Source organism: Cupriavidus sp. 10L43_2 (assembly GCF_056395265.1).
Map to the genome: position 1 here is coordinate 308047 of NZ_JBFTJE010000002.1, position 26107 is coordinate 334153.

Genomic DNA, 26107 nt, shown 5'->3' on the forward strand with positions numbered 1-26107 from the left:
TCGAGGGTTCATCGACACAGGGACAAACCGCCAAGATGCATGTGATTGTGATCGGTGCCGGCGTGATCGGCGTGTGCTCCGCCTGGTACCTGCGCCAGGCCGGTTTCTCCGTGACGGTGCTCGAGCGGCGCGGCGCGCCGGCGCAGGAGGCTAGCTTCGGCAATGCCGGCGTCATCGCGCCGGGCTACGTCACGCCGTGGGCCGCGCCGGGCATGCCGGGCAAGGTCCTGCGGACGCTGTTCCAGCGCGAATCCCCCGTTGTCTTCCGGCCCAGCGCCGATCCGGCCATGTGGCGCTGGATCGGCCGCTGGCTGCGCGAGTGCCAGCCGGAGCGCTACCGCGCCAACAAGCTGCGCATGCAGCGCCTGGCGTTCTACAGCCGCGACTGCCTGCATGGGCTGCGCGAGGCGTTGGAGATCGAGTACGAGCAGTCGCGCGGCTATCTGCAACTGTTCCGCACCCAGCGGGACCTCGACCTCGCCGCGCCGGCGCTGGCCGTGCTGCGCGAGAACCGCGTGCCCCATCAGTTGGTCGATGCCGCCGGCTGCCGGCGGATCGAACCCGGCCTGGCTGCCGACACGGCACTGGCGGGCGGCCTCCATCTTCCCGAAGATGAATCGGGCAACTGCCCGATGTTCGTCCGACGGCTGCACCAGCACGCCGAAGCGGCGGGTGTGCAATTCCGGCTCGATACCGATGTGGCCCGGCTGCGCCCCACTGACAGTGGCGGCCTGACAGTCGAACTGGCCGCTCCGCGCGGCGCCACGCCCGAGACCCTGCAGGCGGACCGCGTGCTGGTGGCCGCCGGCGTCGGCAGTGCCGCGCTGCTGCGCCCGCTGGGGCTGCGCGTGCCCCTCTATCCGGTGAAGGGCTATTCGGCCACGGTCATGGTGCGCGACGAGCTACAGGCGCCGCTCGCCGCCCTGATGGACGAGTCGTACAAGGTGGCCATCACGCGCATGGGCAACCGGCTGCGCGTGGCGGGCACGGCCGAACTCGGCTCGCGCCGGCTGGACCCGCGCCCGGCTGCGCTCGACACGCTGATCAAGGTGGCGCGCGACTGGTTTCCGGTGGCGGGCCACTACAACGAGGCCACGCTGTGGGCCGGCGCCCGGCCGATGCTGCCGGACGGCCCGCCGCTGATCGGCGCCACGCGCGTGCCCGGCCTGTTCCTGAACCTCGGCCATGGCTCCACGGGCTGGGCGATGGGCTGCGGATCGGGCAAAATCGCGGCGGACCAGATTGCCGCCAGCGCGGGACAAGGCGACGGACCGGCCATCGACATGGACGGCCTCACCCCTGCGCGCTACGGCCTGGCCTCCGCTTGATACTGGCCTGATGCCGACCATGACCGCCTCGCCCTCCCCGTCTTCCCCACTGCCTGACTGGCTGCCGCTCGACCCCACCGGCACCGACGCCACGCCGCTTCATGACGTGGCCACGATCCGCGAGATCGAGCATGCGGCGCTGGCGGCACTGCCCGCCTTCACGCTGATGACGCGCGCCGGCCATGCCGCCGCCGACTGGCTGGCGCGGCAGGTGCCGGAGGGCCGCATCGTCCTGCTGGCTGGCGCCGGCAACAATGGCGGCGATGCGCTGGTCGCGGCCACGCGGCTGCACCAGTCGGGGCGGCAGGTCGAAGTCTGGCTGACTGCCGAGACCGACCGGCTGCCGCCCGATGCCTCGCGTGCCTGGACCGAGGCCCGCACGGCCGGCGTGCCGCTGCTGGCCGTGCCGGCCGACCCGTCCAACACCACCGCTGCCCTGCCGCCCTGGCCGGCGGGCTGCACTGCCCTGGTCGACGGCCTGCTCGGCATCGGCCTGAACCGCCCGGCGGACGGCAACGTGGCGCGCTGGATCGATCATGTGAACGCCGCCGGACTGCCGGTGTACGCGCTGGACATTCCAAGCGGGCTGTTCGCCGATACCGGCGCGGGCCGACCGGCCATCCGCGCGCGCCGCACGCTGACCTTCATCGCCGCCAAGCCGGGCTTGCTCACGCTGGACGGCCGCGACTGCGCAGGCGAGATCGACATCGCCCCGCTCGGCCTGCCCTATCCGCCGGCGCAGGCCGCCATCGCCCATGTGAACCTGCCGGGCGCATTCCGCGATGCGCTGCCGGGGCGCCCGCATGCGGTGAACAAGGGCACCTTTGGCTCGCTGGCGGTGCTCGGCGGCAGCCACGGCATGGCCGGGGCGCCGCTGCTCGGCGCGCGGGCGGCGCTGCATCTGGGCGCGGGGCGCGTGCATGTGGGCTTCCTCGCCCAGCCGGCGCCGTTGATGGACCCGGTCCACCCCGAACTGATGCTGCACGATGTGGCCGACATGGCCGTCGAGACCATGTCCGCGCTGGTCATCGGGCCGGGCATGGGTACCGGCGGCGCGGCGGGCAAGCTGCTGGGGCAATGGATCGACACCTGCGCCAAGGCCAGCCCACCCCCGCCGCTCGTGCTCGACGCCGATGCGCTGAACCTGCTGTCTGGCGACAAGACCCTGGCCGATGCGTTGCGCGCCAGCGGCGTGCCGCACGTGATGACGCCGCATCCGCTGGAAGCAGCGCGGCTGCTCGGCTGCACCGTGGCCGAGATCCAGCGTGACCGCCTTGGCGCCGCGCGCGCGCTGGCCGCCGCATGGCAGGCCACGATCGTGCTGAAGGGCTCCGGCACGCTCATCGCGGCGGCTGGCGTGGACAGCATCGCCATCAATCCGACCGGCAACGCCGCGCTGGCCACGGCCGGCACGGGCGATGTGCTGGCCGGCATGATCGGCGCGCTGCTGGCGCAAGGCATGGCGCCGAAGGACGCCGCCTGCGCGGCGGTCTGGATCCATGGGTGCGCCGCCGACCGGTTGGTCGCCAGCGGCACCGGCCCGGCGGGCATGACTGCCAGCGAACTCTATCTGCCCGCCCGCGACATCCTCAATGCGCTGATCCAGGGCCGGACGGCATGACCCAGGCCGCCAGTCTCACCACGGGCGACGATCCGCGCCGTCGCCTGCTGACCGGCATCGCGCTGCTGGTGCTCGGCCAATGGATCCTGAGCCTGCTCGACGCCACCGGCAAGACGCTGACCCAGCAGGGCCTGCCCGTGGTCGCGGTGGCCTGGGTGCGCTATCTCGGCCATGTCGTGGCCATCTTCCTGTTGCTGGGGCCGACGCGCTGGCGGCTGCAGTATCGGCCCTCGCGGCCACGCCTCCAGTGGCTGCGCGGCGTGCTGATGCTGGCATCGACGCTGGTGTTCTTCAGCGTGCTGCGCCTGATGCCGCTGGCGCAGGCCACCGCCCTCAACTTCTGCGCGCCGCTGTTCGTGGTGGCGCTGTCGCCGTGGCTGCTCGGTGAGCGCCCGGGGGCGCACGCGCGCTGGACGCGCTGGATCGGCGTCGCCATCGGCTTCGCCGGCATGCTGGTGGTGGTGCGGCCCGGCGGCGAACTGAGCACGCTCGGCGTGGGGCTGGGGTTGCTGTCCGCGATGTTGTTCGCGCTGCTGCAAATGCTGACGCGCCACATCGCCGCCCATGACGCGCCGATGACCACGCTGATCCAGAGCGGCGTGACCGGCGCGGTGCTGACCACGCTCATCGTGCCATTCTTCTGGTTCGAGGCGGTGCCCACGCCGGCGCAGGCCGCGCTGCTGCTGTCCGCCGGCATCACCGGGTCACTCGGGCATTACTTCGTGATCCGCGCGTTCCAGTACGCCGATGCCTCGTTCCTGAGCCCCTTCCTGTACCTGCAGATCTTCTCGGCCACGGTGGTCGGGTACTTCGCATTCGGGCAGTTGCCGGACTGGACCACCGCGCTCGGCATCGCCGTGATCTGCGTGGGCGGCGTCTGCGTGGCCGGCGGCGAGCCGTTGCTGCGCCGTGTGGCGGGCCGGCTCGCGGCACGCGCCCGTCCCCGCACTTGAGGGCAGCAGGGGAACGCACCACGTCGGACAATGTCCGATAAAACACGGACGCCATGGCTGCTAAGGTAGCGTGTGCGTCCGCCCATCCGCCCTTGGTGACGCAATCGGAACAAAAGACGGGAAAGATCCGTCCGTTACCGCGCATGTACCGCCAAATTCCGGCGATATACTACCGCTGCCCGCCACGCCGGGCGTTTGCCCCCCTGAGACAAACCGAACACCGCATGCCGACTGAACTCCACGCCTGGACCGCCCTTCGCCAACACCACGACGCCATCCGCCATACGCCGATGCAGGACTGGTTTGCCGAAGTCGAAGCCGCCCGGCGGGTCGAGGACTTCTCGCTGGAAGCCGCCGGCCTGTACCTGGACTACTCCAAGAACCGCATCACGTTCGAAACCTTCGCGCTGCTGATGAAGCTGGCCGAGGAAGCCGGCGTGACGCAGCGCCGGGACGCCATGTTCGCGGGCGAACACATCAACACCACCGAAGACCGTGCCGCCCTGCACGTGGCGCTGCGCGCGCTGCCCGATGCGCCGTTCAAGGTCGATGGCGTCTCCGTGATGCCGGCCATCCATGACGTGCGCTGCCGTATGCAGGACTTTTCCGAACGCGTACGCGGCGGCGCCTGGACCGGTTCCACGGGCCAGACCATCACCGATGTCGTCAACATCGGCATCGGCGGGTCTGACCTCGGCCCGCGCATGGTCTGCCGCGCGCTGGCGCACCTGGGCGACCAGACCGGGCCGCGCATCCACTTCGTCTCCAACGTAGACGGCACCGAACTGGCCGAAACGCTCGTCCGACTGAACCCGGCGCGCACGCTGGTCATCGTCTGTTCCAAGACTTTCACCACGCTCGAGACCATGGCCAACGCGCGCAGCATGCGCGACTGGTTCCTGCGCAACGGCGTTCCCGAGAACCAGCTCGCGCGGCATTTCGTGGCGGTGTCCACCAATCGCGAGGCCGTGACCGAGTTTGGCATCGACCCCGCCAACATGTTCGAATTCTGGGACTGGATTGGCGGCCGCTTCTCGCTGTGGTCTTCAGTGGGCCTGTCGATCGCGCTGGCCGTGGGCTTTGATGCCTTCGACGACCTGCTGCTCGGCGCGCGCGCCATGGACGATCACTTCCGCACCGCCCCGCTGGCGCGCAACATGCCCGTGGTGATGGCGATGCTGGGCATCTGGTATCGCAATTTCTTCGGCATGCCAACCAGCTGCATGGCGCCGTACTCGACCTCGCTCGAACTGTTCCCGGCGTTCCTGCAGCAGCTGGAAATGGAGAGCAACGGCAAGTCGGTCCAGCTGGACGGCCAGCCGGCGTACGTGCAGACCTCGCCCGTGGTCTGGGGCACGGCCGGCACCAATGGCCAGCACGCCTACTTCCAGATGATTCACCAGGGTTCGCAGATCGTGCCGGTCGACTTCGTGGCACCGCTGGTGCCGCCGCGCAGCCTGCCCGGCCATCATGCCAAGCTGCTGGCCAACTGCTTCGCGCAGGCCGAGGCGCTGATGCGCGGGCGCAGCGCCGAGGAGCTACGCGCGGCCGGCATGACCGACGAGGACCGCCTGCCCCACATGGTGTTCGAGGGCAACCGCCCGAGCAACACGCTGCTGATGGAAGACCTGACGCCGCATGTGCTCGGCGCGCTGATCGCGCTCTACGAGCACCGCACGTTCGTGCAGGGCGTGGTGTGGAATATCAATTCGTTCGACCAGTGGGGCGTGGAGCTGGGCAAGATCCTTGCGCGCCCGATCGAGGCCGAACTCAATGGCAGCGCCCAGGCTACGCACGATGCGTCCACGGCGGCGCTGATCGCCCGCGCGCGCCCCGTGCTGGCGCGCGGCTGACGCCGCGCCCGCCGGAGCGTCAGACTTCGGTGCCCATCCACTCGTCGCTGGCCACGCGGCCGGCGTCGATGGTCAGGATGCGGGCGCAGCGCGCCGCCACGGAGCGGTCGTGCGTGACCAGTACCAGCGTGGACCCGGCATTGCGGTTCAGCTCGAACATCAGCGCGATCACGGCCTCGCCGGTGCTCGTGTCGAGGCTGCCGGTCGGCTCATCGGCGAACAGGATGTCCGGCCGGGCGACGAACGCCCGCGCCAGCGCCACGCGCTGCTGCTCACCACCGGAAAGCGTGCGCGGATAGTGGGTCAGGCGCTTGCCCAGGCCCACGCGCACGAGCATTTCCGTGGCACGCTCGCGCACGCGGTCGGTCTCGCCGCGCAACTCGAGCGGCAGCATCACGTTTTCGAGCGCTGTCAGGTGGCCCACCAACTGGAACGACTGGAACACGAAGCCCACGTGCCGGCCACGCAGCGCGGCGCGCTGGTCTTCATCGAGCGTGAACAGATCCTGGCCGTGCAGCCGCACCGAGCCCGTGCTGGGCAGGTCCAGGCCCGCCAGCAGCCCCAGCAGCGTGGATTTTCCCGAGCCGGACGCGCCGACGATGGCCAGCGTTTCGCCCGGCGTGACGGAAAACGAGACGTCGTGCAAAATCGTCAGCGAACCTGTCGTGTCGGCAACGGTCTTTCCGAGTGACTCGACAGCGAGAATGGAAGAGGACATGAGCGAGAGGATTGGATACGGTTGGCGCCCCAGGGCGCTGGCGGCGTGCGGTGCGATGCTGGGCGCGGCGATGTTGATGGCGGCGCTGCCGGCCGGCGCCCAGGCTCAGGCCCAAACTCAGGCCAGGCCAACGGCCGCGAAACCGGCTGCCACCGCTGCGCCCGCGGTGCTGGTGCTTGGCGACAGCCTGTCGGCCGAGTACGGCATCGCGCGCGGCACCGGCTGGGTCAGCCTGCTGCAGGACCGCCTGCACAAGGAGCGCCTCGATTATAGCGTCGTCAATGCCAGCATCAGCGGCGAGACCACGTCGGGCGGCAAGACGCGCCTGCCGGACCTGCTCGCCCGGCACAAGCCGGCCGTGGTGGTCGTGGAGCTTGGCGCCAACGATGCCCTGCGCGGTCTGTCCCTGCAATCCACAGAAACCAACCTGCGCGGCATGCTGACGGCGGCGCGCCAGGCGGGCGCCGGCGTGGTGCTGGTCGGCATGCGGATTCCGCCGAACTACGGCCCCGACTATACCGAGCGCTTCTTCGCGCTCTACAGCAAGCTGGCCAGCGAGTACCGCGTGAGTCTGGTGCCGTTCTTCCTCGACAAGGTGATCGCCCGGCCCGAGTGGTTCCAGGACGACCGCATTCATCCCACCTCCGCCGCCCAGGCCACGCTGCTCGACAATGTCTGGCCGCAGTTGCAGCCGCTGCTGAAAGCGCCGGCGAAAAAGCGCTGAGATCTTCCTCCCCAAACAAAAAACCCCTGCTGGTCGCTGACCGCAGGGGTTTTTTGCTGGCAAGCCGCGCCGGTTACTGCGCTGCGCCTTCGCTGGCCGGTACGTCGGTGGCCGTGATCGGACGCAGGATCTTGACCTTCGCCCGCGCCTTCAGCGTTTCATAGTAGGCGGCGAGTTCGGCCTGGCCGGCCAGTTGGGCCAGCTGTTGCGACTCGGCGTCGCGCTGGCCCGGGTTCGCCTGGGTCGGCGAGCTGACCTTGCCGATGCGATAGATCGCATAACCATCCGCACCGAGGTCCACGCCGACCACAGCGGGCAGCTTGGTCGTGTCGGCGCGCATGATGGCCTCGACCGCCTTCGGCGACAGGCCGTCTGCCTTGGTACGCGACACCGTCACAGCTTGGCCGAAGCCGGCAGCGCTGTCGGCCTTCTTCAACGCTTCGAGCTTGGCTTCGCCATCCTTGCGGGCCAGTTCGGCAGCCTGCTGGGCGACGTAGGCCTGGCGCACCTGGGCTTCCACGTCCTCGAATTTACGCGCGGTCGCCGGGCGATAGTCGACGATACGTGCCGCCACCAGCGTGGTCGGGCCCACCTGCACCGCTTCGGTGTTGCGCTTGTTCTTGAGCGCGTCGTCGCTGAACAGGGCCTTCAGCACCTTCTCATTGTTGAGCGGGTTCTGCGCGCCCAGCGCCAGGTTCGGCGTGCGGGTGACGTTGTCGGCGGTCTGGATCGTCAGCTTGAACTTGTCGGCGGCCGGCTTGAGGCTTTCGGACTGCTCGTAGACGGTGTTGCCGAAGGCATCGGCCAGCTCCGTGTACTTCTTGCTCGCCAGTTGCTTCTTGAGTTCGGCTTCCAGTTCGGGGCGCACGGCCTCGAGCGGCTGCGTCTCGGCCGCCTTGATGCCGGTCAGCTTGATGATGTGGTAGCCGTAGTCGGTTTCCACCACATCGCTGATCTGGCCGTCCTTGAGCGCGTACATGGCGTCCTCGAACGGCTTGACCAGCGCGCCGCGGCCCATGAAGCCGAGGTCGCCGCCCTTCTCCGCCGAACCCGGATCCTGCGACTGCTTCTTCGCCACGTCGGCGAACGTCTCAGGATGCTTGCGCAGGTCTTCCAGCAGCTTGGTGGCCTTGTCCTTCGCGGCCTTGCGGTCGGCTTCCTTGCCGTCCTTGGGCGCTGAGATCAGGATGTGGCTCGCACGGCGTTGCTCGTCGGTCCGGAAACGCGCGATGTTGCTCTCGTAGTAGGACTTGAGCTCTTCCGGCGTCACGGTCTGGCTCGCGGCCAGGGAGTCGCCGGACAGCACCACGTACTCCACCTTCGCCTGTTCCGGCGTGGTGTAGGCCGACACATGCGCGTCGTAGTAGGCCTTCAGCGCGGCGGCGTCAGCCGTGACCTTGGACGTGAAATCAGCCGGCTTGATCGTCAGCGTCTGCACGTCACGCTGTTGGTCGCGCACGGCGATCAGGCGGTCCAGCAGCGACTTCGGCACGAACGCCGTGGTCCCCACGGCGCCGCCAAGCTGCTGCGTGGCCAGTTCGAAGCGCAGGCGCGCATCGAACTGCTCGGGCGTCATGCCCTGCGTGGCCAGCAGTTGGATGTAGGCCTTGTCGTCGAACTTGCCGTCCGCCGTCTTCAGCTGGGCGATGGCCGGGATGTTCTGGATGGCTGCCGCCACCTGGGCATCGGACACCGTCAGATTCTTCTTGGCGGTGGCGTCGGACACCACGCGCTGCAGAATCAGCTGGTTCACCACGGACTGGCGCGCGGCAGCACCTTCGAACATGCGCGGATCGTACTGATTGCCCAGCATCTGGCGCATGCGCTCGCTCTGGTCGCGCACCACGTTGTCCACTTCCTGCACGGTGATTGCGCGACCATCGACCTTGGCGACGTCGTGCGAGGTATCCATGAAGCGCGAATAGCTTTCCACGCCGAAGAATACGAACGACGGGAAGACAAGCACCAGCAGCAGCAAAAGCATCAGGCGCCGGTTGTTGCGTACGAAATCAAGCATGCTGATTCTGGTAAGGGGTTGGCACGAAGACAAACTCCGCGATTCTAGCAGGTGCCGGGCGCGAAACCGTCATTTGCTGATGCGGCAGCGTCACGTAAGCGGGGAATGGCTGGGAAGACAACAGATACAAAAAAACCCGCATGCGCGGGCGATTTTGCTTGGCGGAGTGGACGGGACTCGAACCCGCGACCCCCGGCGTGACAGGCCGGTATTCTAACCAACTGAACTACCACTCCTGCGTGGGTTCCCTTGGGATGGTGAAGTGGTGGGTGCTGAGGGGCTCGAACCCCCGACCTACGCCTTGTAAGGGCGCCGCTCTACCAACTGAGCTAAGCACCCACTAGACCATCGCGGGCTTGCGCGCCCGCTGGGTAATCTCGCTTCGCACGACTCGGCGGTTACTGCCTGGCTGCCGCTGTTTGCGTTGCGAGGCCGCGATTGTAATACGAGACTTTCCGCGTTGCCAACCCCGGCCGCGCAAAAAAAAAATGCCGCGGGGGAACCCCGCGGCATCTTCCTGACAGCGCTCGGTCAATCAGTGATGAATCATCTCGACCGTGGCCTTGGCCTTGTCCGCCACCTCGGCGGGCTTGGCCTCTTCCTCGGCCAGCGGCTCGGGCTTGCGCTCGAGTGCCAGCTCCAGCACCTTGTCGATCCAGCGGACCGGCACGATCTCGATGGCGTTCTTCACGTTGTCCGGAATCTCGGCGAGATCCTTGACGTTCTCCTCGGGGATCAGCACCAGCTTGATGCCGCCACGATGGGCCGCCAGCAGCTTCTCCTTGAGACCGCCGATCGGCAGCACTTCGCCGCGCAGCGTGATCTCGCCAGTCATGGCCACGTCCGCCCGCACCGGAATGCCGGTCAGCACCGACACGAGTGCAGTCGTCATCGCCCCGCCGGCCGACGGACCATCCTTGGGCGTGGCGCCTTCGGGTACGTGGATGTGGATGTCGCGCTTCTCGAACATCTCATCCGTGATCCCCAGGCGACGTGCCCGCGAACGCACCACCGAACGCGCAGCTTCGACCGATTCCTTCATCACATCGCCCAACGAGCCGGTACGCGTGATGTTGCCCTTGCCCGGCATGATGGCGGCTTCGATGGTCAGCAGATCGCCGCCCACCTCGGTCCACGCGAGGCCGGTCACCTGGCCCACCTGGTTTTCCTTGCCGGCCAGGCCGAAGTCGTACTTGCGCACGCCCAGGAACTTGTCCAGGTTCTCCGAATCGACCTTCACCGCGCCCGATTCCTTCTTCAGGAGCAGCAGCTTGACCACCTTCCGCGCGATCTTCGACACCTCGCGTTCCAGCGACCGCACACCGGCTTCCCGGGTGTAGTAGCGGATGATGTCGCGGATGGCCGCTTCGGTGATGTCGATCTCGCCAACCTTCAGACCATTGTTCTTGATCTGCTTGGGCAGCAGGTAGCGCGTGGCGATGTTCACCTTCTCGTCTTCGGTGTAGCCCGAGAGGCGAATCACTTCCATACGGTCCAGCAGCGGCGGCGGGATGTTCAGCGAGTTCGACGTCGCCACGAACATCACGTCCGACAGGTCGAAGTCCACCTCGATGTAGTGGTCCTGGAACGTGTGGTTCTGTTCCGGGTCCAGCACCTCGAGCAGCGCCGACGACGGGTCACCACGGAAGTCCATGCCCATCTTGTCGATCTCGTCGAGCAGGAACAGCGGATTGCGCACGCCAACCTTCGACAGGCTCTGCAGGATCTTGCCCGGCATCGAGCCGATATAGGTCCTGCGGTGGCCGCGGATCTCGGCCTCGTCACGCACGCCGCCCAGTGCCATGCGCACGAACTTGCGGTTCGTGGCGCGTGCCACCGACTGCCCGAGCGAGGTCTTGCCCACACCGGGGGGGCCGACCAGGCACAGGATCGGCGCCTTCACCTTGTCCACGCGCTGTTGCACTGCGAGGTACTCGAGAATCCGTTCCTTGACCTTCTCCAGGCCATAGTGGTCTTCGTCAAGCACGCGCTCGGCGTTCGCGAGGTCATTGTTGACCTTGCTCTTCTTGCGCCACGGCAGGTTGACCAGCGTGTCGATGTAGTTGCGCACGACGGTGGCTTCGGCCGACATCGGCGACATCAGCTTGAGCTTCTTGAACTCGGCGTCGGCCTTCTTCTTGGCCTCCTTGGGCATGCGTGCGGCCTTGATGCGCTTATCCAGCTCCTCAAGGTCGGCGCCTTCCTCGCCCTCGCCCAGTTCCTTCTGAATCGCCTTGACCTGCTCGTTCAGGTAGTACTCGCGCTGGCTCTTTTCCATCTGGCGCTTCACGCGGCCACGGATGCGCTTTTCCACCTGCAGGATGTCGATCTCGCCTTCGAGCTGCGAGAGCAGGCTCTCGAGACGCTCGGTCACATTGACCATCTCGAGGATCTTCTGCTTCTGCTCGAGCTTGATCGGCAGGTGCGCGGCGATGGTATCGGCCAGACGACCAGCTTCATCGATGCCCGACAGCGACGTCAGGATCTCGGGCGGGATCTTCTTGTTCAGCTTCACATACTGGTCGAACTGCGACACGATTGCGCGGCGCAGGGCCTCGGTCTCGGCGGATTCGACCGGCGCGGGCGGCACAGGCACGGCTTCGCACATGAAGTGCGAATCGTCCTCGCTCACCTCGGTGATATTCGCGCGTTGCGTGCCTTCCACGAGCACCTTCACGGTACCGTCGGGCAGCTTCAGCATTTGCAGGATATTCGCGATGCAGCCAACCTCGTACAGGTCGTCAGCCGTCGGCTCGTCCTTGGCAGCCGTCTTCTGGGCCACGAGCATGATGCTCTTGCCCGACTCCATCGCAGTCTCAAGCGCCTTGATGGACTTCGGGCGACCCACGAACAGCGGGATCACCATGTGCGGAAACACCACCACGTCGCGCAGCGGCAACAGTGGGAGGCGAATCGGCTCAGCCGGGAGGAGTTGTGTTCCGGACATCATTTTCCCCAGTCAGTCATTTAAGGCGTAAATAGGGTCACGGGAATCGATTGCAAGGTACCGCCCCCGATTCTTTGTGCCGTCATGCCGCGCGAAAAAGTGCCGCGCAAAGCACCTGTGACCCACTCTGAAACAGCATACCCGCGTTTCCTCCCGTTCGTATCGTCGAATTGAAGAAAAAAAGCCGTTCGCTTTCAGGCGAACGGCCGCTTGATTTTTAAGCCGGTGTGGCATGCACCACGTAGGCCGGCGCGTTCGTCAGTTGGACCCCGCAACCTTGGGCTGCTGCTCTTCGTACATGAGCAGCGGCGGTGCATCGCCGGTGATCGTATTTTCATCGATCACCACCTTTTGCACGCCCTTGTAGTTCGGGAGGTCGTACATGACGTCCATCAGCGACTGTTCCAGGATGGAACGCAAACCGCGTGCCCCCGTCTTGCGACGGATGGCCTTGCGTGCGATGGCGGACAGCGCGGCCGGACGAATCTCCAGCTCCACACCTTCCATCGCCAGCAGCTTTTGGTACTGCTTGAGCAGTGCATTCTTGGGCTCGACCAGGATCTGCATCAGCGCGGCCTCGTCCAGCTTGGCCAGCGTGGCCACCACCGGCAGGCGGCCGATCAGCTCCGGAATCAGGCCGAACTTGATCAGGTCTTCCGGCTCGGTCTGGGGCAGCACCTCGCTGACATCACGTTCTTCCTTGCTCTGCACCTGGGCCGCAAAACCGATGCCGGTCTTGTCCGAGCGCTGCATGATGACCTTTTCCAGGCCGTCGAACGCGCCGCCGCAAATGAACAGGATGTTGGTGGTGTCCACCTGCAGGAAGTCCTGATTCGGGTGCTTGCGCCCGCCTTGCGGCGGCACCGAGGCCATCGTGCCCTCGATCAGCTTCAGCAGCGCCTGCTGCACGCCCTCGCCCGACACGTCGCGCGTGATGGACGGGTTGTCGGACTTGCGCGAGATCTTGTCGATTTCGTCGATGTAGACGATGCCGCGCTGGGCCTTCTCGACCTCGTAGTTGCAGTTCTGGAGCAGCTTCTGGATGATGTTCTCGACGTCCTCGCCCACGTAGCCGGCTTCGGTCAGCGTGGTGGCGTCGGCGATCACGAACGGGACGTTCAGCAGCCGGGCCAGCGTCTGCGCGAGCAATGTCTTGCCCGAGCCGGTCGGCCCGATCAGCAGAATATTGCTCTTGGAGAGTTCGACGTCATCCTTCTTGCCAAGATGCTTGAGACGCTTGTAGTGGTTGTACACCGCTACCGCCAGGATCTTCTTGGCTTGCTCCTGCCCGATCACATACTGATCCAGGCTTTCGCGGATTTCGTGGGGCGTGGGCAGGTCCGAACGCGTGGCGGCCGTGGCGTCCTTATCGGTCGCGGCGGCCTCGTCACGGATGATTTCATTGCACAGGTCGATGCATTCGTCGCAAATGAACACCGACGGGCCCGCGATGAGCTTCTTGACCTCGTGCTGGCTCTTGCCGCAGAACGAGCAATACAGAAGCTTCTCGCTGGATGAACCTTTTTTGTCCGCCATAGGAATCAGTCACATTAGCAGTGTGGTCCCCGCACGGCGGGAGAGCCCCACGGGAAACGCATTAAACGCATCATACGCCAAAACAATTGGCGCAGTCGGCGGCTTCCCCGGCGTGTGGGGCAAAACGCAAAAACGAGGCGCACAGCCTCGTTCCGGTGTAGCCTGCGTCATTTGGCGCAGGCTGTGTGGCGGGAGCCCCGGCGCAGGGCCGTGGGCCGCCCGCTCCGACACACCGGCGTCGGCTCAACCGCGGCGCGAGATGACCTTGTCGATCAGACCGTAGTCCACGGCCTGGTCGCCGCTCATGAAGTTGTCGCGATCGGTGTCGCGGGCAATCTTCTCGACGGGCTGGCCGGTCACTTCCGACAGGATGCTGTTCAGGCGCTCACGCAGGTACAGGATCTCGCGCGCCTGGATCTCGATGTCCGAGGCCTGGCCACGCGCGCCGCCCAGCGGCTGGTGGATCATGATGCGCGAGTTCGGCAGCGCGCTGCGCTTGCCCTTGGCGCCAGCCGCCAGCAGGAAGGCGCCCATGCTCGCCGCCATGCCCATGCAGAGCGTGGTCACGTCGGGCTTGATGAACTGCATCGTGTCGTAGATCGCCAGGCCGGCGGATACCGAACCGCCGGGCGAGTTGATGTACAGCGACACGTCCTTATCCGGATTCTCGCTCTCGAGGAACAGCAGCTGGGCCACGACCAGGTTTGCGGTCTGGTCGTTCACTTCGCCGACCATGAACACCACGCGCTCCTTGAGCAGGCGCGAGTAGATGTCATACGCGCGCTCGCCCCGGCCGGACTGCTCGACGACCATCGGCACCAGCCCAAGACCCTGGGTTTCCAGAGCAGAGGCCTGCGTCGTGGCGAGACGGTCAAGCAAATCATTGCGGGTCATGCAGGTTCTCCAGGTATTCAGGGAATGCGCCAATCGGCCCCGGCCAGCATTTGCGCGCCAAGCCGGATGCCGCGCAACCGGGGCGCGCCGCGCAATTCGTGCGGCGCGATCCGGTCATGCGAACGCTCAGGCTTGCTGCGCGTTGGTCTCGGCGGTGAGTTCCTCGAACGACACCGACTTGTCCGTGACCTTGGCCTTGTCGCACACGAAATTTACCACGTTGTTTTCGAGCACGTAGGCTTCCATTTCCGCCAGGCGTTGCTGGTCGCCGTAGTACCAGCGCATGACTTCCTTCGGGTCTTCGTAGCTCTTCGCGAAGTCCTCGATTTCCGTCTTGATCTGCTCCGGCTTGGCCTGCAGGCCGTGTGCCTTGACGATCTCGGCCAGGATCAGGCCCAGCTTTACGCGGCGCTCGGCCTGCTGGGTGAACATCTCGGCCGGAATCGGCATGTCCTTGGCGTTCGGCATGCCACGTTGCTCGAGGTCGCGGCGGGCCATTTCCACCAGGCGTTCCTGATCCTGTTCGATCAGGGCCTTGGGCACGTCCAGCTCGCTCACCTTCAGCAGCGCTTCCATGACCTGATCCTTCAGCATGGCGTGCGTGCGGCGCTTGACTTCGCGCTCGAGGTTTTCGCGGATGTCGGCGCGCATCTTCTCGACGCTGCCGTCAGCGATGCCGAGCGACTTCGCGAAGCCGTCGTCCACTTCCGGCAGGTGCGCCCACTCCACCTTCTTCAGCGTGATCGTGAACTCGGCAGTCTTGCCGGCCACTTCCTTGCCGTGGTAGTCGGCCGGGAAGGCCAGCGGGAACGTCTTGCTCTCGCCCAGCTTCAGGCCCAGCGCGGCTTGCTCGAACTCGGGCAGCATGCGGCCTTCGCCCAGCACGAATGCGAAGTCATCGGCCTTGCCGCCAGGGAATTCCACGCCGTCGATCTTGCCGACGAAGTCCAGCGTCACGCGGTCGCCATTCTTGGCGGCGTCATCGGCACCACCGTCGCCATGGGCGCCGGCTTCGCCGCGCACGTGGTAGTGCACGCGCTGCTTGCGCAGGATGTCGATGGTCTTGTCGATCTCGGCGTCGCCGATTTCCGTCTGGGTACGGGTCACTTCAGCCGTGGCCAGGTCGCCCAGCTTGACTTCCGGGTACACCTCGAAGGTGGCTTCGAACGCCACTTCGTCTTCCGACACGCCGTCGGCCTTCAGGTCGAACTTGGGCTGGCCGGCAACCTTCACGTCCTGGGCCTGCGTGATGTCGAAGAACTTGCGGGCGGCCTTGTCGAAGCGCACTTCGAACTCGACCTGCTGGCCATATTGCTTCTCGACCATCTTCATCGGCACCTTGCCCGGGCGGAAGCCGGACATCTTCACCGTCTTCGACAGGCGCACCAGGCGTTCCTGGGTTTCCTTCTGCACTTCGGCCTTGGGAATAGCCAGGGTTACCTTACGGTCCAGCTTGCCGAGGTTTTCAATGACGTTCGACATGGTCGTTAATCCAATCCAGAAATGTAGTTTTAAGCGCAACCGCCTGCGCACCGGCCTGGCCGCGGCCAGTGAAACCTACGGAATCCCGACGCGAACGAAGGGCTTCCGCGCAAACGGAAAACGGGGATTATCGCACGGTTTTTGTTCGCTTCCGGCAGTTTTTACCCTGACGCGTCCGAGGCCGCCCCGGGATCGATAGCCGGCGCGTCCGCCATGTTGCCGTGCCGCAGCGCCCGCAGCAGCAGCCGGGCGGGGTCGACGGCATCGGCCAGATCCGACTCGATGGGCAACGGTTCGCCCTCGATCTGGCTGGCAATCAACTCCGCGCCCAGTGCGGCCCATGTGAGGCCGCGCGACGCATACGCAAGTGCCGCGTAGAGCCCCGGCATCCGGGGCAGGTCCCGCAGGTGGGCGCCGCGCAGTGGCCCGGACCGGGCCAGCGCCTGCGCCTCATCCGCGAGGGGGCCGATCAGCGGCAGGCGGTTGTGCGTCACGGTGCGCACGCCGACGTAGCCGGTCAACTGCGCGGGCTCGAGATGGGCGATGTCGGCGGCACGGTCCGGCAGCAGCGTGGCGAGGCGCTCCAGGTTGGCGGCGTGGACCTCGGGACGCTCGGCCAGCGGGCCTTCGTCAGCGTCATAGCTCGAGCCGATGCGCGCCCCGCCCTCCGGGGCCTGCGGCAGCAGGTAGCCGCCCCCGGTCACCACGCAGTCGGGCCAGCGACCCATCGCCGCGACCTGCGCCGGGGAGAGATCGGTCAGCTGTCCACGCACCCGGCGCAGGGCCAGAAAACGGTTGGAGACGAGCCGTTCGGCCTCATGGGCGTTGGCCAGCACCAGGACCGGCGCCTCAGCCAGCACGCTGCCATCGGCCGCCCTCGCCTGCCAGGCGCCATCCACATATTCGATCGCGGCCACCCGGCAGTTGAACCGCGCATCCAGGGCCGCGCCGGCCTTGTCGAGTTGGGCGCGGCAGATGTCGGGCGGCGCCACCCATCCGCCACGCGGGAACCAGAGCCCGCCGCGCGCCACCGTGGCATCGTGGCGCACAGCCGCTTCGGTGGGGTCCATCCACCTGACGAACGATTCGGGGAAGCCCAGGGTGGCCAGCGCCGCCTGCTGGGCCGCACTATCGGCATCACCCTCCCCGATCTGGAGCACGCCGCAGCCGTGCCAGTTCACCGGGTGCCCCGCCGCCGCGAGGGCCGTCCACGCGCGCAGCGCATGAAGATTGCCGGCGCGCGAGAGCCGGGACAGCTGGCTTTCGTCGGGCGACACATGGGCGTGCATGGCCGCCGCGCGATGGCTGGAGGTCTGGCGCGCCGGGCCATCATGGGCGTCGAACAGCGTCACGCGCCAGCCGCGTGCTGCCAGCCGCTCTGTGACCGCGCAGCCGGCCAACCCCGCGCCGATCACAATAGCGTGACGTTCTCGCCACTCCGCAGCGGGCGTGGGGGCATGGCGCCGGTTCTTCCAGGCCGGGGCGAAGCGCGCCACTGTCATGTCATGCTTGCCGCCGAAACCGGGCGCCTTGTCGACCTCAAACCCGACTGCCTGCAAGCCGCGCCGCACCGAACCGGACGCTGTATACGTAGCGAGCGTGGCGCCGGGCCGGGCCAGCCGGGATACCCCCCGGAAGACGGTTTCGGACCACATGTCCGCGTTGCGGGAGGGGGAGAACCCATCGAGATAGAACGCATCGCCGCCGAGCGCGAGCTTGGGCAGCATTGCGTCGATATCGCCCAGCGCCAGCGTCAGCGTGACCGCACCGCCTTCGAATTCGAGTCGATGCAAGCCCGGCAGCGCATCGGGCCAGGCCGCTTGCAGCGGTTCGGCGAGCGGTAGCAAATCGCCGAGTCCGGCATGCAGCGCCGCCAGTCCATCGCGCGTAAATGGATGTTTTTCAACGGAAACGAAGTGAAGCCGACGGCAGCGGTGCGGATCGTCGCGCCAGGCCTGCCAGGTGGCGAGGAAGTTCATCCCTTGCCCGAATCCGGTTTCCACGATCACGAACTGGTCGCGCCCCGCCCAGTTGCCGGGCAGACCATTGCCACCCAGGAACACGTGATGCGCCTCCGTCAGCCCGCCTTCCGTGCTGTGATAGACGTCGTCGTAACGTGGCGAAAAGGGAATGCCGTCGGGGGAGAGGATCGGCTCGGCGGACTCGAGGGCACGCGGCATGGCAGGCATCGGCGGACGGGACACTTCGGACGGCAACAGCCGCAGGAACGGGCCGTAAAACGGGCTTCCGGGGGCGGCGGATGGTAGCATAGCGCCCTTCGCGCCACGCGCCCGCCCACGCTTTTTTCGCCGACGCTTGCGCGCCGTCATCCCGCTTTATCCCGCCTCATCATGCTCAGTTATCGCCACGCCTTCCATGCCGGCAACCATGCCGATGTCCTCAAGCACGCCGTCGTGGTCCAGTTGCTGGAGCACCTGACGCAGAAGGACAAGGCGTTCTGGTACATCGACACCCATGCCGGCGCCGGCCTCTACGCGCTGGACCACGCCTACGCGCAGAAGAAGGCCGAGTTCGAAACCGGCATTTCGCGCATCTGGCAGGCTGCCGCCGATGGCCAGACCCTGCCCCCGTTCCTGGACGAATTCCTGGACCAGGTGCGCGCCCAGAACCCGGACGGCAACCTGCGTCACTACCCGGGTTCGCCATGGCTGGCCTGGCAGATGCTGCGCGATCAGGACCGCCTGCGGCTGTTCGAGCTGCACAGTACCGAGATCCAGGTGCTGCGCGACAATTTCCGCGGCGCGGGCCGCAAGGTCATGCTTTACGACGGCGACGGCTTCAATGGCATCAAGGCCATCCTGCCGCCGCCGCCGCGCCGCGCGCTGGTGCTGATCGACCCCTCATACGAAGACAAACAGGACTACGCGCGTACCGTGCAGGCCCTGGAAGACAGCCTCGAACGGTTTGCAACTGGCGTTTATGCGATCTGGTATCCGCAGGTGCAGCGGCGCGAGTCGATCCAACTGCCGGCGCAGCTGATGCGCCTGCCGCTGAAGAGTTGGCTGCATGTGACGCTGACTGTGAAGCATCCGGTGGAAGGCGGGCTCGGCCTGCATGGCAGCGGGATGTTCATCGTCAACCCGCCATGGCGGCTGAAGGAGACGATCGAGGAGGCGATGCCGCTGCTGGTGGATTTGCTCGGTCAGGATGCCGGCGCAAGCTACACGCTGGAATCGCTCGATAACTGACCCCGGCGCGCGTCAGGCCCGGGGCTCATTCCCATGGGCCGACAGACTGGGCCAGACCCGCGTCAGTGCGGCATGCACCAGCAGGCCCAGCGCCAGCCCGGCGGCGTCGGCGATCAGGTCATGCCAGTCGGACGAGCGGGTCGCCGTCATGCCTTGCAGCCATTCGATCAGCACGCCATAGGCCATCAGGCCGGCCAGCACCGCCGCCATGCGGCCGGCCCAGGCGCGCACGCCAAGCAGCGCGAGCACCCCGAAGGCGAGAAGATGGTTGGATTTGTCCCAGCCCGTGGTAGGTTGCGGCACCGAGAGCGGCAGCAGTGACAGGACCAGCACGGCCACCGCGCAGATCGAGAACAGCAGTCGGTATTGATTCGGGGTCAGGCGCGGCACGGGGATTGGGGCCTATCGACGAGATGTCACGTCCAGAGCATAACAGGCCGCACCGCCACGGCTACGTGGCGTGCCACACGTTCCCGCCGCGCGCTATTGGTAAGTCATGGTAAAGGTCATCGCCGTATTCGCAGTTCCGCCGGTTATCGCCCAGGCGGTCTGGTGATAGCGGGCCCTCAAGGGAATCCGGTAGCTTCCGCCGGCCGTGGGCCTATAGCCAGTAAATGATCGGTTCGCTCCGAGCGGCAGTATGGCGCCGGCGTTATCCAGCAATTGCACGCCAACGCCCCGCGCGGTTGAGTTGCTGTCGAGCGCCACGATCGATTTCGCGGCGTCGAGAACCCGCGTGACAGCATCCAGTCGATACTGAATGCCTTGTATCCCCGCCGGGCAGTTGTTGACGTCGATGGCGAACGACGTGGCGGGCGCGGGCGATCCGATCCCCCCAAAATCCATATTCGAGCGCGTGCCCATATTCACCGTGACATTGGGGGTTGAGCAGGCAAGCTCGGAGAACGTGGGATTGCCACTCACTGTGACATCCACGCCAGCCATGGGAAGCTGCTTGTAGAACTCCTCGATGCCAGCCTGTGCGACCCTGCCCGGCAGACTCACTGTGCCGGCCCTGATCGGCCCGGTCTTGACGAAGGCGAAATTCATTCGCGTTCCCCATTGCATCCGTGTCGCGCCGGGATTCGTCGTCCCCATGGTAATGCCCCAGGTCGGCGGCACGCTAACAGGCTTCGCGTTGTCACCGCCATACCACTCGCGCCGCGTCCCTGAATTCACACCGATAACCAGGCCTACGCCCTGTAGATTGGTATTGTAGACATGGTAATTCACGCCATTTTCAATGAATGTCACCCCAGACTGCTGGAGGGTTGACCGATAGTACGGCCCCGCAGGCCGATACGCCGCCAGCATGCAGGTCCACACCTCCCGGCCCATGCTCTGCATGCCTGTCCACGGAGAAATGCGGGCGCCGATCGGTACATCCCGCGCTATCCCGAAGTTACCCGAGGGCAGCTGGAAGTTGAACACCGAGGGGTTGGGACTGTCGCACGACACGGCCTGGGCCTCCCCCTGTACGAGGGCGAACCACGCCATCACGGCGCCTCCTGTCGTGCGAAGGAGGGTTCTTGTGTTAATCACTGACATATTTACCTGCTTTTGATGCATTACTGGTAAGTCATGGTGAAGGTCATTGCCGTATTGGCGGTGCCTCCCCTTATTACTTCGCCAGTTTTGTAATAGCGTGCCTTTAGCGGAATCTTGTAGCTTCCGCCAGACGTGCGGTTATATCCGGTGAATGGCTTATTCACCCCGAGCGGCAGCACGGCACCGGCGCCATCCAGCAACTGCACGGCAATGCCCTGCGCGTTCGAATTCCCATCGAGGGCCACCACTGAATTGGCGCTATTAAGTACCTGGGTGACGGCATCCACCCGATACTGGATGCCATTCAGCCCCCCGGGACAATTGTTGACGTCAATGGTGAACGCGGTGGCGGGCGCGGCGGACCCCACACCTTGAAAATCCGTGTGCGACCGCGTGCCCATGTTCACGTTGACATTGGGCGTGGTACAGGCCACTTCGGAGAAGGTGGGGCTGCCACTTGCCCTCACATCGACGATGGCTTGCGGATTCCCGTCGTACATTGCGTCAATGCCGACCTGCAGGACAGCACCCGGAAGATTCACCGCGCCGGCTGTAATCGGCCCGGTCTTGACGAATGCGAAACTCATTCGCGTCCCAAACCCCATGGGTTGGCGGCTACTGCTTGTTGTCCCGACGGCAACCTCCCAATTTGTCGGGACGCCGTGCAGCCTCGCGTTATCGCCGCCATACCAATTGCCCCCAGCCCCTGAATTGACGCCGATCACCAGTCCAACCCCCTGGACATTCGTGGTGAAGACCGGAAAACTCTCCCCGCCCTCGGAATAGTGGAGTTGCCCGGCCCGCGGCAGCCCTGCCCGATAAGCCGGCCCGATGTACACGTCCGCCGGCACAGTGCATCGCCACGTCTGCCTGCCCGCAGTTTGTCTGCTGGTCCACGGGGAAATGCGCGTGCCAACCGGCGCATCCCTTGGCACCGCGAAGGTCCCCACGGGTAGCTGGAAATTGAACACGGCGGGATTGGGACTGTTACACGTGAGACCCTGGGCGTGGGCTTGCCCCTGGGCAAGCGCCAGCCATGCCACCACGGTGATCACCATCGTCCGCCCAAGCTTTGCTGCTGTAATGACTGACATCAAAAATCCTCCGCTGTTGGCATTTGCCTCCGGCTTTCCGGCTGCGATTGCGGGCCGAAGCCGCGCGGCTACAGGCATTGCGCATCGACGGTGGCGATGCCGATCGCGTTGCGCGCATCGGACAGCGCGGGGAGTCGATAGCTGAACTGACATGCCTGCCCCGCGCCATCGGCCGAAGCCACCGTCAACTCGCCGCTATCGCTCTGCAGGCCACGGACGATGATTCGCCCGCCCTGCCCCACCATGCCCACCGATTCGCCCGCGGCGTCGAGCACTTCCCCGCCGAACGGCACCGGCTTGCCATCCGCCGTCCGCACGCGCAGGATGGCGGCCCGGCCGGGGTTCGCCGTCTCGAACAACACCTTCACGATTGCGCCGGCGGTCGGGGCGAGTTGTTGCAGCGTCGACTTGAGTTCGACATCCAGCGGCAGGCCCTTGGGATCAATTTCCACCTCGTTTCGGGCAAACGGCATCAGGCTCGACACCACCGCACGCCCCCACGGATCCACCCGCAAGCCATTGCCGCCCCCGACCCGCGCACCGGATGCACCCTTCGCTTCGACGATCGCCAGGGTGTCGCCCAGGCTCGGCGTCAGGACAACGCCGCCGCTGTAGGCAACAACGCCGCCCGAGATACCGGCGGATGCCTGGGTATAGGTGTTGCTCTTGCTGGCACCGCCCGTGAACGCGGCCAGTGTCGACTGATACGACGCGTTCGCACCGACGCTCGTGGCATGGCTCGCGCTGCCCCCTCCGGTGTACCCGGCATTCAAGCCGTAGCTGAATGCGTTGTCGACGCCGTACGATCCAGTCACCGACTGGTTCACCGAGGTAGGCCCCGACGAGCCGGTCTGTACGCTGGTCGTCGAGTACGGTGCCTGCGTGGCCTTGCCCAGCGGAACGCCCAGGCTCAGCATCACGCGACTGTTCCACCTGGCGGTGTTCACGTCGAACTGGCGCGCGGCAGAGACACCATAGTTGACCCGCCGGAAGCTGTTGTTATAGCCAAGCTGGAACTGTGTATCGCGGCCGTTGCGCCGCCAGTAGTCCTGGGTGGATCCACTCACGTAGAAGTTGCCGTAGCCGCCCGGCAGCGCCTGGTTCAGCACCAGTTGCAGCCGGCCGCGTGGGGTGCCGTGCAAGGCCACGCCCATGTCTTTCCGGTCCAGATCGCCCAGGGCGACGGCATCCGCGAGGCTGAGATACCCGCCCGTGGAGTACCGATAGGCGGCCAGCGTCAGGTTGGTGTTGGTGGGTTCCACCAGCTTGCTCAAGCTCAGCCGCACACTCTGCCCATGACGGTCCGGCTCGTTGCGCAGCCGCGTGGAGGCATGGGTGATATCCGCGCCCAGCGCACCAAAGCGGGTGTTAAGCGCGGCGCCAATCACGCCGGCCGCATAGTCCTGCGCAACCGTCACCCCGCCAAAGCCTGTGATCAGGTTGGTGAAGCCATGCTGCACGGTGGCCTGCATCATCAGCGGCTTGCCATTGCTTGTGGCGCTTCGATACTGGCCCGCGGCCACGCCATAGCGGGTCACGCCCGGCCGCAGAGCATTCACCGCGCCGGCATAGGGCACCTTCGAGATGTGCACGCTGCCATCGGCCTCCGTCACCACCACTTCGAGGTCGCCGCCATAGCCGGTGGGGTACAGGTCGTTAATCTCGAAGGCGCCGGCCGCGACGTTGGTTTCGTAGATCGTGTTGCCGTTCTGGCGGATCTCCACCCGGGCATTGCTGCTGGCGATGCCGTGCACCACCGGCGCATAGCCGCGCTGCGACTCCGGATACATCCGATCGTCGCTCGACAGTTGCACGCCTCGAAAGCCCACGCTGTCAAACATGGTGCCATCGGTGTAGGCATCGCCAAAGACCAGCTGGCTCTTGATGGAAGCAAGCGAGCGCTGGACAAACGTCTGCGTCGCCTGGTAGCGGGTGCCGGTGCGTTCGTGGTGGGTCAGGCTGCCGTTGTGACGAAAACGCCATGCGCCCGCGTTCACGCCGCCATTCAGCCCGACGAAGCCCTGCGTGGCGGAAAAACCCTGCCCGCTATTGTGATAAACGCTGGCGTTGTAGAGCAGGCGTCCTGCGCTCACACCTTCATCCCAATACTTCGGGTCGATGTAGCCACGCGGCTGGCGGCTCATGGCAACTTGCGGCAGGCTCAGATCGAGGCGCTGCTCACTGCTGTCGAAGTGCGCGACAGCGTCCGGCACCAGTTGCGCGAGCGTCGGGCAGGCAGCGGCATCGTCCAGTAGCGCATTGGCCTCCGGCGTCAGCGCGGCAAGGTCCACGCCGATGCGCTCGAGCAGGGCGCGATCGAAACACGGATGCACCTCGTTTGCTGCGCCGGCCTGGCGCAAGACAACCTCAGTCCGGCCCAGCCAGACTTCGTTGACATGCAGATCCGCCCGGTACGTACCCGGTACGGCCGCATTCCCCTTGCTGAAGCGGCTGACATCCACCCGCCCGTGACCGGGCTGGTGCAGGAAGATATCGTTGAAGGCAACCTCCCCAGCGCTAGGGGTGGCCATTCCATCCGCCCACGCCGAGGCGCTGGTGAACAGCGCGAGCGAGACCATGGTCGGACGCAGGCGGAAACGGGATGCGAGGGGTTGTTTTTGGTAGGACACGGGGATCTTCATCACAAATTCAGACAAGCCGATCCCCTGCCGTATGGCGGCATCGCAAAAACGCTAGATAAGGGGATACGTTGGAGGCGTCCTGCGCGGCGACAGCTTCGCCGGCAAGCGCCGCTATTCAGTGGGTCGCGGCGGCTTCGCCGGTGACCGCTCCGCCATGGTCATTGAGGGCGGTGTAATGGACCTTGGGGGCTGCGGACTGCGTGACGTCGCCCTTGAGCGGGAACACCTGGGTTTCGCCCGGGTTCACCATGCCGCCGTCATCGAAGCTGGCGACCTTGCCGTCGCTGCCTTTCACTTCCAGCGCGGTAAAGGAAACGTGGTACGAGGTCGGATTGCGGGCTTCCAGGCTGAACTGATTGCCGGATGCCACCAACCGCCAGGCCACCTGCCCCGGAGCGTCCAGTGCGCTGCCCTTCAGGTTTGCGGGGCGATAGAACATCTTGATGCGCGAGCGGAACGCGAGCTGCAAATGGTTGGTGTTCGCGCCACTGGCTTCGGCCTTGGGCGGGATTTCCAGCACGTTGAGCCAGAACACCGACTCCTTGTCCTGCGGCAGTGGCTCGCCGGTATGGAGGATGCGCAGGGTCTGCGCCTTCTTCGGATCAATGCGCATCACGGGCGGAGTGACCAGAAATGGCACCTCCACGGTAGATGGCGCGGCCTTGGGGTCGCCATTGTCGAGCCAGGCCTGGGTCAGCGCCGGAGCATTTCCCTGATTGGAAAGCTTGATCGTCGCTTCTTTTTCGTTGGCGTTGTACACCACACGCGTGCCGCCGATCACCACCGAAGCGTGAGCGCTCCACGCGGCAGGCAGGCTCAGCACGAGCACGGCTGCGGTCAGTACGGAACGGATTTTCTGGTTGGTGATCATGATGGCACGCGGTATTCAGGAAACAAGGGGTGAAAAGGTGGCGCGACACCGCGCCACCCGATACGGCTTTACTGATAGGCGATGGAGTACATCACGCTGGTATTGGCCGCGCCGGCGGTTGCCGCGCCGGTGGCGACGTACTGGGCGTAGTAGCGCAGCGTGGCGGCACCAGAGGCCAGGGGAACCGACTTCGAGTTTTGCAGGGCATTGGCGAACCCGACGTTGATGTTGGTTTCGTCCGAGGCGTTCTGCAGGCCGATCTGCACGCGCTGGGCGCCGCCTGCGGTGAGGTTCAGGCGACCCGTGGAGGCGTCGGTGTTGGGACCCGCCTCAAAGAAGGTGCGCACATTGCCTGCGGTCGGCGTGCAGCCCGACAGCGCGATGCTGAACGGCGTGCGGCCGGCGGTCTTGCCCGCTGCGGAGAGCGAGGACGCCGACACGGTCGGCAGGGCAACCACGAAATTGGTAGCGCCACCATTGATGGCACAAGTCTGCGCCGTGACGTTGCCGGTGAAGGTGATCGTACCGTCGGCGGCTGCAGCCATTTGCGAAGCCATTGCGGTGCCACCAATGATCAAGGCGGAGAGGAGTTTGCTTTTCATGAAGGAATCTATGCAGAGGTAAAACGACTGAGAATCTGGACATTGCGAACATGCGTACGGATGTGGCC

The 26107-nt window shown here is 65.7% G+C and carries 19 protein-coding genes and 2 tRNA genes; 6 read left to right on the forward strand and 15 right to left on the reverse strand.

The window, feature by feature from the left end:
• The first annotated feature begins 35 nt into the window (after positions 1 to 35).
• The 4 genes from AC1DEL_RS03685 (at position 36) to pgi (ending at position 5755) form a co-directional block, all read left to right on the forward strand.
• Complete coding sequence (locus AC1DEL_RS03685) at positions 36 to 1328, forward strand: D-amino acid dehydrogenase (protein ID WP_092293094.1); 1293 nt, start codon at positions 36 to 38, stop codon at positions 1326 to 1328.
• Positions 1329 to 1347: 19 nt separating this feature from the next.
• Positions 1348 to 2949: an NAD(P)H-hydrate dehydratase gene (locus AC1DEL_RS03690; RefSeq protein WP_477105087.1), complete on the forward strand. Its 1602-nt coding sequence runs from the start codon at positions 1348 to 1350 to the stop codon at positions 2947 to 2949.
• Entirely contained in the window at positions 2946 to 3902 is a 957-nt protein-coding gene (locus AC1DEL_RS03695) for a DMT family transporter (protein ID WP_092293090.1), read from the forward strand. The genes AC1DEL_RS03690 and AC1DEL_RS03695 overlap by 4 nt, the downstream gene beginning before the upstream one ends.
• A gap of 224 nt (positions 3903 to 4126) precedes the next feature.
• The gene (gene pgi / locus AC1DEL_RS03700) at positions 4127 to 5755 is read left to right on the forward strand and encodes a glucose-6-phosphate isomerase (protein WP_477125225.1); all 1629 of its coding nucleotides are present in this window, start codon (positions 4127 to 4129) and stop codon (positions 5753 to 5755) included.
• A gap of 19 nt (positions 5756 to 5774) precedes the next feature.
• Here the strand turns inward: pgi and AC1DEL_RS03705 are convergent, their stop codons facing one another.
• On the reverse strand, positions 5775 to 6473 hold the full coding sequence (locus AC1DEL_RS03705) for an ABC transporter ATP-binding protein (protein WP_092293087.1): 699 nt from the start codon (positions 6471 to 6473) through the stop codon (positions 5775 to 5777).
• Between AC1DEL_RS03705 and AC1DEL_RS03710 the strand changes: the two genes are divergently transcribed.
• A complete protein-coding gene (locus tag AC1DEL_RS03710) occupies positions 6472 to 7197 on the forward strand; it encodes an arylesterase (RefSeq protein WP_255370755.1) in 726 nt (241 codons plus the stop codon). The two genes, AC1DEL_RS03705 and AC1DEL_RS03710, sit on opposite strands and share 2 nt — an antisense overlap.
• Positions 7198 to 7270: 73 nt before the next feature.
• Here AC1DEL_RS03710 and AC1DEL_RS03715 read toward each other — a convergent pair whose 3' ends face one another.
• The 8 genes from AC1DEL_RS03715 to mnmC form a co-directional block, all read right to left on the reverse strand.
• Positions 7271 to 9214, reverse strand: coding sequence for a SurA N-terminal domain-containing protein (locus tag AC1DEL_RS03715; RefSeq protein WP_441644175.1), 1944 nt, complete (start codon positions 9212 to 9214; stop codon positions 7271 to 7273).
• A 159-nt stretch (positions 9215 to 9373) separates the two neighbouring features.
• Positions 9374 to 9450, reverse strand: a tRNA-Asp gene (locus AC1DEL_RS03720).
• A gap of 27 nt (positions 9451 to 9477) precedes the next feature.
• A tRNA-Val gene (locus AC1DEL_RS03725) sits at positions 9478 to 9553 on the reverse strand.
• 196 nt (positions 9554 to 9749) lie between these two features.
• Positions 9750 to 12161: an endopeptidase La gene (gene lon, locus AC1DEL_RS03730; protein ID WP_092293081.1), complete on the reverse strand. Its 2412-nt coding sequence runs from the start codon at positions 12159 to 12161 to the stop codon at positions 9750 to 9752.
• Between the two features lie 258 nt (positions 12162 to 12419).
• The gene (gene clpX / locus AC1DEL_RS03735; protein WP_092293079.1) at positions 12420 to 13697 is read right to left on the reverse strand and encodes an ATP-dependent Clp protease ATP-binding subunit ClpX; all 1278 of its coding nucleotides are present in this window, start codon (positions 13695 to 13697) and stop codon (positions 12420 to 12422) included.
• 243 nt (positions 13698 to 13940) lie between these two features.
• The gene (clpP, locus tag AC1DEL_RS03740) at positions 13941 to 14591 is read right to left on the reverse strand and encodes an ATP-dependent Clp endopeptidase proteolytic subunit ClpP (protein ID WP_092293077.1); all 651 of its coding nucleotides are present in this window, start codon (positions 14589 to 14591) and stop codon (positions 13941 to 13943) included.
• A 126-nt stretch (positions 14592 to 14717) separates the two neighbouring features.
• The gene (tig, locus tag AC1DEL_RS03745; protein WP_477125226.1) at positions 14718 to 16073 is read right to left on the reverse strand and encodes a trigger factor; all 1356 of its coding nucleotides are present in this window, start codon (positions 16071 to 16073) and stop codon (positions 14718 to 14720) included.
• Positions 16074 to 16234: 161 nt separating this feature from the next.
• On the reverse strand, positions 16235 to 18253 hold the full coding sequence (gene mnmC, locus AC1DEL_RS03750) for a bifunctional tRNA (5-methylaminomethyl-2-thiouridine)(34)-methyltransferase MnmC2/FAD-dependent 5-carboxymethylaminomethyl-2-thiouridine(34) oxidoreductase MnmC1 (protein ID WP_477125227.1): 2019 nt from the start codon (positions 18251 to 18253) through the stop codon (positions 16235 to 16237).
• 171 nt (positions 18254 to 18424) lie between these two features.
• On the opposite strand from mnmC, the gene AC1DEL_RS03755 reads away from it, so the two are divergent.
• Entirely contained in the window at positions 18425 to 19282 is an 858-nt protein-coding gene (locus tag AC1DEL_RS03755; RefSeq protein ID WP_092293071.1) for a 23S rRNA (adenine(2030)-N(6))-methyltransferase RlmJ, read from the forward strand.
• A 12-nt stretch (positions 19283 to 19294) separates the two neighbouring features.
• On the opposite strand, the gene AC1DEL_RS03760 is transcribed toward AC1DEL_RS03755, so the two are convergent.
• From AC1DEL_RS03760 to AC1DEL_RS03785, 6 genes are all read right to left on the reverse strand, one after another.
• Entirely contained in the window at positions 19295 to 19672 is a 378-nt protein-coding gene (locus AC1DEL_RS03760) for a VanZ family protein (RefSeq protein ID WP_477125228.1), read from the reverse strand.
• A gap of 93 nt (positions 19673 to 19765) precedes the next feature.
• Positions 19766 to 20779 (reverse strand): fimbrial protein, encoded by a 1014-nt coding sequence (locus AC1DEL_RS03765; protein WP_477125229.1) that lies wholly within the window; start codon positions 20777 to 20779, stop codon positions 19766 to 19768.
• A gap of 71 nt (positions 20780 to 20850) precedes the next feature.
• A complete protein-coding gene (locus tag AC1DEL_RS03770) occupies positions 20851 to 21924 on the reverse strand; it encodes a fimbrial protein (RefSeq protein WP_477125230.1) in 1074 nt (357 codons plus the stop codon).
• A 68-nt stretch (positions 21925 to 21992) separates the two neighbouring features.
• Positions 21993 to 24566 (reverse strand): fimbria/pilus outer membrane usher protein, encoded by a 2574-nt coding sequence (locus tag AC1DEL_RS03775; RefSeq protein ID WP_477125231.1) that lies wholly within the window; start codon positions 24564 to 24566, stop codon positions 21993 to 21995.
• A gap of 115 nt (positions 24567 to 24681) precedes the next feature.
• Positions 24682 to 25437 (reverse strand): fimbria/pilus periplasmic chaperone, encoded by a 756-nt coding sequence (locus AC1DEL_RS03780; protein WP_092293067.1) that lies wholly within the window; start codon positions 25435 to 25437, stop codon positions 24682 to 24684.
• Positions 25438 to 25505: 68 nt separating this feature from the next.
• A complete protein-coding gene (locus AC1DEL_RS03785) occupies positions 25506 to 26039 on the reverse strand; it encodes a fimbrial protein (protein WP_092293065.1) in 534 nt (177 codons plus the stop codon).
• Between the last annotated feature and the right edge of the window lie 68 nt (positions 26040 to 26107).

Excerpts from the sequence above, each read along its gene's own strand:
- mnmC (WP_477125227.1), bottom strand. The coding sequence starts at position 18,253 with ATGCCGCGTGCCCTCGAGTCCGCCGAGCCGATCCTCTCCCCCGACGGC.
- AC1DEL_RS03685 (WP_092293094.1), top strand. The coding sequence starts at position 36 with ATGCATGTGATTGTGATCGGTGCCGGCGTGATCGGCGTGTGCTCCGCC.
- AC1DEL_RS03780 (WP_092293067.1), bottom strand. The coding sequence starts at position 25,437 with ATGATCACCAACCAGAAAATCCGTTCCGTACTGACCGCAGCCGTGCTC.
- AC1DEL_RS03690 (WP_477105087.1), top strand. The coding sequence starts at position 1,348 with ATGACCGCCTCGCCCTCCCCGTCTTCCCCACTGCCTGACTGGCTGCCG.
- AC1DEL_RS03785 (WP_092293065.1), bottom strand. The coding sequence starts at position 26,039 with ATGAAAAGCAAACTCCTCTCCGCCTTGATCATTGGTGGCACCGCAATG.
- AC1DEL_RS03710 (WP_255370755.1), top strand. The coding sequence starts at position 6,472 with ATGAGCGAGAGGATTGGATACGGTTGGCGCCCCAGGGCGCTGGCGGCG.
- AC1DEL_RS03705 (WP_092293087.1), bottom strand. The coding sequence starts at position 6,473 with ATGTCCTCTTCCATTCTCGCTGTCGAGTCACTCGGAAAGACCGTTGCC.
- clpP (WP_092293077.1), bottom strand. The coding sequence starts at position 14,591 with ATGACCCGCAATGATTTGCTTGACCGTCTCGCCACGACGCAGGCCTCT.
- AC1DEL_RS03770 (WP_477125230.1), bottom strand. The coding sequence starts at position 21,924 with ATGTCAGTCATTACAGCAGCAAAGCTTGGGCGGACGATGGTGATCACC.
- lon (WP_092293081.1), bottom strand. The coding sequence starts at position 12,161 with ATGTCCGGAACACAACTCCTCCCGGCTGAGCCGATTCGCCTCCCACTG.
- AC1DEL_RS03695 (WP_092293090.1), top strand. The coding sequence starts at position 2,946 with ATGACCCAGGCCGCCAGTCTCACCACGGGCGACGATCCGCGCCGTCGC.
- tig (WP_477125226.1), bottom strand. The coding sequence starts at position 16,073 with ATGTCGAACGTCATTGAAAACCTCGGCAAGCTGGACCGTAAGGTAACC.
- pgi (WP_477125225.1), top strand. The coding sequence starts at position 4,127 with ATGCCGACTGAACTCCACGCCTGGACCGCCCTTCGCCAACACCACGAC.
- AC1DEL_RS03775 (WP_477125231.1), bottom strand. The coding sequence starts at position 24,566 with ATGAAGATCCCCGTGTCCTACCAAAAACAACCCCTCGCATCCCGTTTC.
- clpX (WP_092293079.1), bottom strand. The coding sequence starts at position 13,697 with ATGGCGGACAAAAAAGGTTCATCCAGCGAGAAGCTTCTGTATTGCTCG.
- AC1DEL_RS03755 (WP_092293071.1), top strand. The coding sequence starts at position 18,425 with ATGCTCAGTTATCGCCACGCCTTCCATGCCGGCAACCATGCCGATGTC.
- AC1DEL_RS03715 (WP_441644175.1), bottom strand. The coding sequence starts at position 9,214 with ATGCTTGATTTCGTACGCAACAACCGGCGCCTGATGCTTTTGCTGCTG.
- AC1DEL_RS03765 (WP_477125229.1), bottom strand. The coding sequence starts at position 20,779 with ATGGCGTGGTTCGCCCTCGTACAGGGGGAGGCCCAGGCCGTGTCGTGC.